Genomic DNA, 10,267 nt, shown 5'->3' on the forward strand with positions numbered 1-10,267 from the left:
GCGCGGCCGTGCCGGTACGGAGATCCGGGGCCTGCGGTGGGATCCGGCTCGTGCCGAGGGCGCGCGGCGGCACGCCCGGTTCAGCACACCACGGTCCGGCCGCCCGATGCCCCAGGGACGGACCCTAGCCGTTGGCTCCCTGGTCCAAGGGGTGCAGGGGTGCGGGTGCGGGCTTCGGCACGGGGGACGGGGTGGGCGCGGGGAGCCCCTCGGAGTCGAGGGCCGCCGCGAGCGCCCGGCGGGAGGAGATGGCCAACTTGGTGTAGATGCGCGACAGGTGGTATTCGACGGTCTTCTGGCTGACGTACAGCTCGGCCGCCGCCTCTTGGTTGGTGAGGCCGCCGGCCACCGCGTAGGCCACCGAAAGCTCGCGTTCGGTCAGGCTCGACCGCCGCCCCGGCGCCTCCCGGGGTGTGCCGAGCCCGCCGACCGCGAGGTCCGCTTCGCAGCGCCGGACGAACGGGGCGGCCCGCAGTGCGGCGAACCTGTCCCGGGCCGCGTTCAGCCACGCCGCGGCCTCCCGTCGCGGCCCCGAGCCGCTGGCCAGCAGCGTTCTGCCGTGCGCCTGCTCCAGCAGGGCCAGGTGCAGCGGGGAGTCGTCGGCGCGTGTGCCCGGCGGCACGGCGGTGGCGTCCGCGAGGGCCTGTCCGTAGGCGTCGAGCGCGTCGCGGGGCCGGCCCCGGGCCTCCGCCAACTGGCCCGTGAGCCGCGCCGTCACCACCTGGAGGTAGCCGGTGCCGTCGAACGCCTCGCGGAGGTCGTGCAGCGCCGCGGTCGCCTCGTCCAGTCGGCCCGTGCCGGTCAGCGACTCGACGAGCAGTGACTGCTGCCACAGCCAGAACGGCTTGTGGATGAGCCGGGGACCGCCGCCCGGCTGCGCCGCGTCGTCCAGCAGCGGGCGCAACGCCCGCAGGACGGCCGGGTGATCGGCCCGCGCCTGCGCCAGCGTCGCCCCCGCGAGGCCCAGGTAGACGATCTCGACCGAGGAGCCGAGGGTCTGCGCGAGGTGGGAGAGCCGGTCCATGTGGTGCTCGGCGTCGGCCCATTCGCCCCGGCCGGACCGCACGCAGACGGCCGCGAAGCGGGCGGCCGCATCGCCGAGCAGTTGCTCCCCAGCGGCGGCGACGGCCAGCGCGCGATCCGCCGCGGACTCGCCCGCGTCCCAGTCGCCGGCCAGGTAATGCGTGACCGAGAGCAGCGAGAGGGTCAACGGACCCAACTTGGACGCGGCACCCCGGCGGTCCCGCTCGGCAACCGTGCTCAAGTCTGCCCGGGCTCTGCCCAGTTCCCCGAGGAAGAGCCGGAGCACGCCCCGGGTGGCGAGGGAGTCGAGGTGATGGTCGGCGACCGCCTGACCCGTCTGCGGCAGGTGGTCCAGATCCGCCAGCGCGGCGCGCGGGCCCAGATGCCACAGCCGTCCGGTGGCCAGGGCGGCTCGGGTGAAGTCGGTGGTCGCCGCGTCGAGGTCGCCGATGGCCAGAGTCTGCCGGCCGACCTCCACCGCCTGCTCGCCCCGGCCGTTCCACAGTGCGATGTTGGCCAGGAACGTGCCCGCGAGCACGGCCACCCGGTCGGCCCCGGGCTCCCCGGAACGGTGCTGGGACAGGGCCTGCTGCCAGGATCGCTGGAGATGGGCCTCGGCTGTGGAGAACCGGCCGGCCATCATGTCCATCACCCCGAGGACGCTGTCGCGCAGGGGCCCCGGCGCACACTCCTCGACCTGCTGCCGGTGCTGGACCGCCCACGTGGGGCGCATGGTGAGCAGCGACTGCGCGCAGGCGGTGAGCAGCCTTCGCTCGCGGTCCGTACGGTCCTCGGTGAGCGAGGAGGCCCACAGCAGCCGGGTCGCGGCCAGGGCATTGCGGCCCGCCGAGGCCTCCTCGGTGCCCGCGCGCTCCAGTTCGTCGGCGAGGGCGGGGTCGGCGGTGGTCGCCGCCGCGACCCGATGGGCCCAGCTCGCGGCTGTGCCGATGTGCAGGGCCGCCTCGGCGTGAAGGGCGCGCCGCCGTTCCGGGGTGAGCGAGGTGTAGACGGCGTCCCGTTGAAGAGCGTGCACCAGCGCCACCGGGCTGCGGTGCTCCATCGGCCACCACTGGGCGAGGCCGCAGGACAGCGCCGGACCGAGGGCCCGGACGGGATCGGTGACGCCCGCGACCCGGCCCGCTGTCGCCAGCGGCACCCGGCTGTCCAACACGGCCAGCCCGGACAGCAGTTCGCGGGACTCCCGGGGCAGCCGGTTCAGCTGAGCCCTGATCCCGACCCGCAGCGAGGGCGGCACCGGCCACCGTTCCAGTACCCCGTCACGCAGGGCCGCCGGGGGTACCTCGGCCAGCACGGTACGAACGTAGAGCGGGTGACCTTGGGTGTACGCGTACAGCCGCTCGCCGAGCCCCGGCGCCAGCCGGCCTTCCACCAGCCCCTGGGCGAGCCGGGCGACGTCGTCGCCGCCGAGCCCGCGGAGCTCCAGTTTCACCGCCCGTTCCAGGGAACGCGGCAGTCGGCCCAGGACCTCGGCGACCTCGTCCTCGCCCGGTCGGGTCGCGAGGACGGTGAGTACCCGGTCCGCCCACAGCCGGCGCAGGACGAAGCCGAGGGCGCGGACCGACAGCGGGTCGGCCCACTGGACGTCGTCCACCATGACAGCGACAGGACGTTCGCTCTCCTGCAACGCGCCGAGCAGGAGCAGCAGTTGACCCCCGAGGGTGTGCGCGGTCAGCGAGGCGGGAAGCGGCTCCGGCACGGTGGGCGAAAGCCGCGTCGGCAGGGCTTGGTGCGCCTGCCGGGTGAGCTGGGCGAGGACGCCGCCCGGCAGGTCGGTCTCCGACGGGTCGCCGACGGCCCACAGCACGGTGAAGCCGTCCAGGGCCTCGGCGGCGCAGTGACGCAGCAGCGCGCTCTTGCCGATGCCGGCCTCGCCCTCGACCACCGCCAGCCAGGAGGCTCCCGCCCGCACCCCGTCCGCGCAGGCGCGCAGTCGTGCGGACTCCGGCTCGCGGCCGACGAAGATCCGGTCCGACGCGGCTCGAGGCCCCGAATCCTGGCCGGTCACCGCATTGCTCGCACAGGGGCAGGGGTCATGCGGGGCCTCCATACGGCCGGGGTCACCTTGCCGTCCTCGGCGCTGGACGGAACGCTCAAGGACACCACAACGGGCAACTGACCCAGGGTGGTTGGGAGCAGGCCTTTTGGGCGCCGCCCGAAAGAATAACCCGACGAAGATCCGTTCACGGAGCCCGCGCCTGCCGCGACTTGGCCGCTGAAGCGCGCGGAGACCCGTCACCGGCCGGCGTGCCGCGTCGGCGGCTGGGGTGCGTGGGTCCGGGGACTGGGGACCGACCCCGATACGAACGGGCGGCCCCTGGTGGTGTGCTGGCGCGGCAGGCCGGATCGGCCGGTCCCGTGAAGGAGCGCCCGCCATGACGTCACCCACTCCCGTCCTCTTCATCCACGGCCTGTGGCTGCACGCCGCTTCCTGGAAACCGTGGATCGACCTCTTCACCGAAGCGGGCTACGCGCCGAGCGCCCCGGGCTGGCCCGGTGACCCGGACACCGTCGAGGAGGCCCGCGCCAACCCCGAGTCCATCGCGGACCACGGGATCGACGAGGTCGTCGCGCACTACGCCGCCGTCATCCGCACCCTGGACGCGCCGCCGATCCTGGTCGGGCACTCCTTCGGCGGAATGATCGCGCAGAAGCTGCTCGGCCAGAACCTGGCCGTCGCCGCCGTCGCCATCGACGCGGCCCAGATCAAGGGGGTGCTGCCCCTGCCGCTCTCGGCCCTCCGGTCCACCCTGCCGGTCTTCCGCAATCCCGCCAACAAGCACCGCGCGGTCTCTTTGACCGCCGAGCAGTTCCGGTTCGCGTTCGGCAACGCCATCCCCGCCGAGGAGTCGAACCAGCTGTTCGAGCGCTGGGCCATCCCGGCTCCCGGCAAGCCCCTCTTCGAGGCCGCCGCGGCCAACTTCGACCCGCACTCGCCGGCCGCGGTCGACACCGCCAACTCCGGGCGCGGCCCGCTGCTGCTGATGGCCGGCGGCAAGGACCACACCGTCCCGGAGGCGGTCACCCGGGCCACACTCAAGCAGTACCGCCACTCCGACGCCGTCACCGAGCTGACCGAGTTCGCCGACCGGGGCCACTCGCTGACCATCGACAACGGCTGGCGGGAGGTGGCCGACGCCGCGCTGGCCTGGCTGCACCACCAGTCCCTCTGAGCAGCCGCCCGAACCGCCTCTCGGGGACGGGACCCGCGACGGGGACGGTCCCCGTTCCCGTCGCGGGTCCCGGTCATGCCGCCGGGGGTTTCGGCCGCCGACCTGCGACCCGCCCTTCCGCCTGCCGACCGTCCGGCCCATCGCCGCTTGGTCCGGGCACGTGTGCTCGTCCCAGTACGTGTCCTCGTGCGGGCACGTGTCGGTCCGCAGCCCGGACGAGGGTCCCCCTCCAGGCAGCCCGCAGCCCGGACGAGGGTCCCACCTCCACGCGGTCCGCCGCCCGGACAAGGGTTCCCTCCGGGCAGTCCGCCGTCCGGACGTGAACCGCGACCGCCTTCCTCACCCTTTCTGGAGTCCCACCGTGCGACACCTCCGCCGACTCGCCACGCCGAAGAGCGCCGCGCTGCTCGCCGTGGCCGTCCTGCTCGGCCTCACCACCACCGACCTCACCCAGCAACGAGCGAATGCGGCGCCCGCTCGACCCGCCGCGGCCGCCGCCCGCTCCGCGGCTGTTCACGAACAGATACCCACTGGGTTCTCCGAGCACAAGGTAAGAGCCGGAGGCGTGGGAATCGACTACGTCATCGGCGGCCACGGCCCGACCCTGGTCCTGCTGCACGGCTATCCGCAGACCTGGTACGAGTGGCGCCACATCATGCCGGCGCTCGCCGAGCACTACACCGTCATCGCCCCCGACCTGCCCGGCGCAGGCCGCAGCGACGCGCCCACGACCGGCTACGACAAGAAGAGCATGGCCGCCGTGGTCCACGCACTGCTCGTCCGGCTCGGCAAGGACCGGGACGTACGGATCGTCGGGCACGACATCGGCTCGATGGTCGCCTACTCCTACGCCGCCGCGCACCCCGCCGACGTGGTGAAGCTGGTGCTCAGCGAGGCCCCGATCCCCGACCCGAGCCTCTACACCTTCCCCTCGCTCACCGCGGGCGGCTCGGGCGCCTGGCACTTCGGGTTCTTCGCCCTGCCCAACGGCATGCCCGAAGCGCTGATCAGGGGTCGTGAGGGGGTGTGGACGGACAAGTTCATCGATGCCCTCGAAGTGCACAAGGGGTCGGTGAGCCCGGACGAAGTCGCCGTCTTCGCCGGCCACCTCGCGAAGCCCGGGCACCTGGCCGCGACCCTCGCCTGGTTCCGGACCCTGCCCCAGGACATCGCCGACGACGCGGTCGCCAAGAAGACGAAGCTCACCATGCCGGTACTGGCGATCGGAGCGGACGGCAGCCTCGGCAGCTTCGTCCCCGACCAGGTGAAGCAGTACGCCACCGACGTCACCGGAGCGGTGATCCACGACTCCGGCCACTGGATCTACGAGGAACACCCCGCCGAGACCACCTCCCTGCTGCTCACCTTCCTGAAGGGCCGATCATGACCCAACCGCCCCGCGCCGCCGAACCGTTCTGGTTCCTCGGCGGCCAGGCCCGCGTTCTGGTGCCCAGTCGCGCGACCGGCGGCTCCGTCAGCGTCATGGAGTTCACCGACGCCGCCGACCACGCGCCCCCGCTGCACATCCACGACGACGAGGACGAGATCTGGATCGTCCTGGAGGGCAAGGTGACCTTCTTCGTCGGCGACCAGAAGTTCGACCTCAAGCCCGGCGAGGCCGCTCACGGACCGCGCGGCGTCGCCCACAGCTACCTCGTCCGCAGCCGCACCGCGCGGATGGCCGCCGTGTTCTCCCCGGCCTGCGTCGAGGACTGGTTCGTCGCCAACGGCACCCCCGTCTCCCGTACGGACGAGGCACCGGCCGCGTTCGACATCGGCGCGATCCTCGCCTCCGCCGAGGCGTTCCACGTCCGCGTCGCCGGACCGCCACCCAGCGCCTGAGTTGCCCGCCCGACAGCGGACCGGCCGCCCGGCAGCATGCGGCCCGAGGACCGCTCGACCGCACTCCCTCCCGTTCAACTCGCCTCTCCACAAAGGAACTTCCATGCGGCATTCCCTCCGTACACCGGACGACGGCGCCCGCACCAGCCGCCCCCGGTGGGCCACACCGACGCTGCTGGCGGCGGTCGTCCTGCTCGTCCCGGCCGCCGCCTCGACCGCCACCGCGCACACCGCCCCGGCGGGCGCGACCACGTCGCACCGCGCGCAGCAGGGACCGAAGCCGACCGTGGTGCTGGTGCACGGCGCCTTCGCCGACGCGTCCAGCTGGAGCGGCGTCACCCGCCGGCTCCAGCGCCAGGGCTACACCGTCGTCGCCGCCGCCAACCCGTTGCGCGACCTCGCCGGTGACGCCTCCTACATCTCCTCCGTCCTGGACGGCATCACCGGGCCGGTCGTCCTGGTCGGCCATTCCTACGGCGGCGAGGTCATCACCAACGCCGCCGTGGGCCACCCCAACGTCAAGGCCCTCGTCTACATCGCCGCTTTCGCCCCTGACCAGGGCGAGTCGGGCCTCGAACTGACCGGTCGCTTCCCCGGCAGCCAACTCGGCGCCCACCTCACCGTGCGCCCCTTCCCGCAGGCCGACGGTGGCACCGGCGCCGAGGCGACGGTCGACCCGGCCGCCTTCCACACGGTGTTCGCCGCCGACGTACCGGCCGGCACGTCCGCCGCGATGGCGGCCGCCCAGCGCCCGGTGGCCCTTGCCGCCCTGACCGCGCCCAGCGGCGTACCGGCCTGGAAGACCATTCCCTCCTGGTACCTCGTCGCAGGCTCCGACCAGGCCATCCCATCCGCCGCCGAGCGGTTCATGGCCCGGCGGGCCGGCGCCAACACCATGGAAGTCAAGGACGCCTCACACGTCGTCATGGTCTCCCACCCGGCCCGGACCGCCGATCTGATCGTCCGGGCGGCCGACGCCACATCGTGACGCGACCTGTCTTCACACCGCTCGTCACCGAGCCGTACCGCCGCCCACCCGCGGCGCGGCCTCGGCGATGAGCGGTGTGATCCTGGAGCGCCCGGCTCGGCGTACTGCGCCGAGTCGGCCGCCGGTCCCGGGTGGCTGCGGACTGCGCGTCGATCGAGGTCCCCAGCGGGCCGAGCCGGTGGCTCTCCTGGTGCAGGTAGAGACTGACCATCAGGTCCGCCTCGGCCTACGGCAATTCAGCCTGACCCGGCGGGTTGGGGTTGGTAGAAAGTGCCGTCGCGGAGCATCGCGAAGAGGACGTCGGCCCGGCGTCTGGCGAGGCAGAGCAGGCACCTGGGTGTGGTGTTTACCCTGCGTGACCTACTTGTCGTAGTGGGCCCGGGATGCCGAGTCGATCAAGGCAGCGAACTCGGAGGGGAAGAAGGCCCGTTTGAGCTGCTTGTTCCCTCAGAGAACGAGGGGGTCGGTCCCGCCCCGGTGGGGCGACCTGACTGCCGCGAGGCACTCCCCTGCACATCGCCGTCCGGACAGCCTCCGTACCGGACAAGCCCGTTCCCACCCCAGGCAGCGCAACGCCCGCCGACGAGCCACCAACGACACCCGCACCCTTCTCCACCGCGAGGATGCCGACCACTTCGACCGGCCATGCCGACCCTGGCCCGCAGGCGGTCCCTGCATCGAACTCCGTCTGAGCGCCTCGCCGTTGCTTGATCGACGGGCGGGGCTGGAGGTCCGCTGGAGTACCTGTCCAGGGCCCCTCTACCCCCGGCTTCGGTGCCGTTGTCTGCGTGTACGTTCGCGATCGGGGCCAGCTGAAAAGGACCCCTTACCCGCCCTGGGGCCGTCCTGCGGTCACCGGGGAAGCCGGCTGCTCACCTCCTGAGGCGTTGCGATGCATTCGTGAACCGAACGGTGCCCGAGATCCGATGGGACTTGCAGACGCTGTTGATCCCGCCCGGCCGCACGGTCGGACCGGTGTTCCAGCACCAGAGACGTCAACCGAGTCGGTGCGGCGGCGCGTGCGTCGCATCAGATCGTTTTGGGGTGGAAATGATCAAGTCGCTCGACCTGAAGAACCTCGACATGCAGGACATCGCCAGGCGCGCGGTCTGTCCCGCCGGACAGCACCACGGCTTCCGCGAGAAGCTGGACGAGCACGGATTCGTCGTCCTGGAACCCGGCGGACCCGATGATCCCGACCTGGACGGCATCATGTCGGAGCTGGGCGAGCCGGTCGAGTACGGCTTCGGCACCAAGCTCGCTCTCCAGCCGCAAGAAGGCTCCGACAACCTGCAGTTCTCCACCCACGGAATGCCGTTGCACACCGACGGCCTCTTCAACGCCGGACCGGCGGTCAGGTACATCGGCATGCGGTGCGTGGCCGCGCCCCGGGCCGGCGGCGAGACACTGATCGCGAGCAACGCCGCGTTCTTCGCACACGCGCCGGCCGATCTGATCGAGGTCCTGCGCGGGATCACCATCGAGTACCGCAACCGGATCCCCGGCTACTACCGCAACCGCCCCGACGGCGAACACCCCAGGGTGGCCCCCGTCCAGGACGACCCCGTCACCGGCAGGACGCGGCTGGTCATCGGCCTCACCGACCCCGACGACCCGATGCGCACCCATGACACCACGGTCGTGGACCGCACGGCCGAAGAGAGCACCGAACTGTTCGACCGGATCAAGGCGGTGCTGCACCGGCCCAGCGTGCTCTACGCCCACACGTGGCAGCCCGGGCAGGTGATCGTCCAGGACAACCGCCAGGTCGTCCACGGCCGGGCCGCCTTCCCCGGCCAGCCGCGCAAGCTCGTCCGCCTGTCGGTGGCGTGAGAGGGGAGAGACCGATGAACAGCTATCCCACGCTCCTGCTGGACGTACGCCCCCAGGGCGACGGCCTGGCGGCACAGCGTCTCGACGACAGTGGGGAAACGGGCGGCCTGGAGCGGCTCCTGGTGGAGGAGTTCGGCCGCGCTCTGCCGCTGCCCTCCGGAGGCGTCGACGACTGCAACACGATCGAGTGCGCCGGGGGCCGCGTCACGGTCCGCACGAGCCGGCAGAACCTCACCCTCGTGCGCTACTGGCAGCAGCCGGGCACGGGCCGCGTCCTGATCGGGACCGACCTCGCCGAGCTCACCGCCCGAGCACTCCACCACTCCGGCGCGCACCCCGATCGTGTGGCGCGGATCCGTGCCGTCCGCGCCTCGATCCGCACGATCGGCGGCGGCCGTACCGTCGTCTTCTCCCGCGCGGCGGACGGCGGCTCGACGGACGTCACCGAGTCCGTGTCGAACACCTGGAAGGCCTCTCCCAGGGCCCGCGAGTCCGCCGTCGAAGCGGGTGCGCGGCAGATCGAGGTGCTGCGGCGGGAGATCGTCGCCTGCGGCACACCGCGGCCCCTGACCGCGGTCGTCTCCGGTGGGGTCGACTCCGGGCTCGTCGCCGCGCTGGCGAAGCAGGCCGGCATCCTCGACCACCTCGCCACCCTGGGCACCCCCTGGGGTGACGAGTACGCGACGGCCGACGAGCTCGGCACCCACCTGGACATGAGGGTCCGCCACATCGAGCTCAGCGAGCAGGACATCCTCGGGTCGATCCCGGAAACCGTCCGGATGCTCGGTGTCCCGAACCGGGAGATGGTCGCCGGAGGAGTCAACCTCGTCGCGGTCTACCGGCAGCGCGCGATACCCGCCGGCACCATCCTGACCGGCATCGGCGCCGACTACATCAACTCCGGGCTCCGCGTCGAAGCGGGCAGCGTCCCCGACCTCCGGCGCGCCGTCGCCCAGTGCCTGAACGACGGGGCCGCGGGCGGCGAGTGGACCGGTGCGGGCGCCGCGGCCCACGGCTACGCCCTGCGCCACATGTTCTGGAACACGCCCGTCATCCAGGCCGCCCTGGACACGGCCCCCGAGGTCATGCGCCACCGGGACCGGGAGAAGGGGCACATCCGGGCCGCGGCCGAAGCGCTCCTGCCGCCCCATATCGCCTGGCGGCCGAAGCAGGCCATGCACCACGGAAGCGGCGTGCAGCTCAATCTCGACGGCGCCGTCGCCCGTCTGATCGGCGTGGACAGCGTCGACGTGGAGCGCTTCTACGAACTGATCGCCACCGAACAGGCCGGTGCGCTGGTCGAGTCACCGCACGAGCCGATCGACTCGGACAAGTGTCTGGAGGCGGCGGTGTCCGCCTACATCCGTGAGTACCACTGAGAACAGGGGAA

At 72.4% G+C, this 10,267-nt stretch carries 7 protein-coding genes and 1 pseudogene; 6 read left to right on the plus strand and 2 right to left on the minus strand.

Features of this window, described 5'->3' with window-relative positions:
- Nucleotides 1-124 precede the first annotated feature (124 nt).
- A complete protein-coding gene (locus ABZV42_RS32905) occupies nucleotides 125-3,091 on the minus strand; it encodes an AAA family ATPase (protein WP_356055071.1) in 2,967 nt (988 codons plus the stop codon).
- 325 nt (nucleotides 3,092-3,416) lie between these two features.
- Here ABZV42_RS32905 and ABZV42_RS32910 point away from each other — a divergent pair, with 325 nt between their 5' ends.
- The 4 genes from ABZV42_RS32910 to ABZV42_RS32925 all read left to right on the plus strand — a co-directional run bounded on the left by ABZV42_RS32910 (nucleotide 3,417) and on the right by ABZV42_RS32925 (nucleotide 7,044).
- Nucleotides 3,417-4,214 carry an alpha/beta fold hydrolase gene (locus tag ABZV42_RS32910; RefSeq protein WP_356055073.1) on the plus strand — a complete coding sequence of 266 codons (798 nt, stop codon included), beginning with the start codon at nucleotides 3,417-3,419 and terminating at the stop codon, nucleotides 4,212-4,214.
- Between the two features lie 361 nt (nucleotides 4,215-4,575).
- On the plus strand, nucleotides 4,576-5,601 hold the full coding sequence (locus ABZV42_RS32915) for an alpha/beta hydrolase (protein ID WP_355986184.1): 1,026 nt from the start codon (nucleotides 4,576-4,578) through the stop codon (nucleotides 5,599-5,601).
- Nucleotides 5,598-6,056: a cupin domain-containing protein gene (locus tag ABZV42_RS32920; protein WP_356055075.1), complete on the plus strand. Its 459-nt coding sequence runs from the start codon at nucleotides 5,598-5,600 to the stop codon at nucleotides 6,054-6,056. The genes ABZV42_RS32915 and ABZV42_RS32920 overlap by 4 nt, the downstream gene beginning before the upstream one ends.
- A 103-nt stretch (nucleotides 6,057-6,159) precedes the next feature.
- Nucleotides 6,160-7,044, plus strand: coding sequence for an alpha/beta hydrolase (locus ABZV42_RS32925; RefSeq protein WP_355986180.1), 885 nt, complete (start codon nucleotides 6,160-6,162; stop codon nucleotides 7,042-7,044).
- Nucleotides 7,045-7,280: 236 nt separating this feature from the next.
- On the opposite strand, the pseudogene ABZV42_RS32930 reads toward ABZV42_RS32925, so the two are convergent.
- Nucleotides 7,281-7,491: pseudogene (locus ABZV42_RS32930) on the minus strand (IS110 family transposase); the annotation flags it as partial.
- A gap of 603 nt (nucleotides 7,492-8,094) precedes the next feature.
- On the opposite strand from ABZV42_RS32930, the gene ABZV42_RS32935 reads away from it, so the two are divergent.
- Together ABZV42_RS32935 and ABZV42_RS32940 are read left to right on the plus strand one after the other, a co-directional pair.
- On the plus strand, nucleotides 8,095-8,877 hold the full coding sequence (locus ABZV42_RS32935; RefSeq protein ID WP_356055140.1) for a TauD/TfdA family dioxygenase: 783 nt from the start codon (nucleotides 8,095-8,097) through the stop codon (nucleotides 8,875-8,877).
- A 14-nt stretch (nucleotides 8,878-8,891) separates the two neighbouring features.
- A complete protein-coding gene (locus ABZV42_RS32940; RefSeq protein ID WP_356055077.1) occupies nucleotides 8,892-10,256 on the plus strand; it encodes an asparagine synthase C-terminal domain-containing protein in 1,365 nt (454 codons plus the stop codon).
- The last annotated feature ends 11 nt before the right edge of the window (nucleotides 10,257-10,267 follow it).

This window comes from Streptomyces sp. NPDC005281 (assembly GCF_040607495.1).
GTDB lineage: Bacteria > Actinomycetota > Actinomycetes > Streptomycetales > Streptomycetaceae > Streptomyces.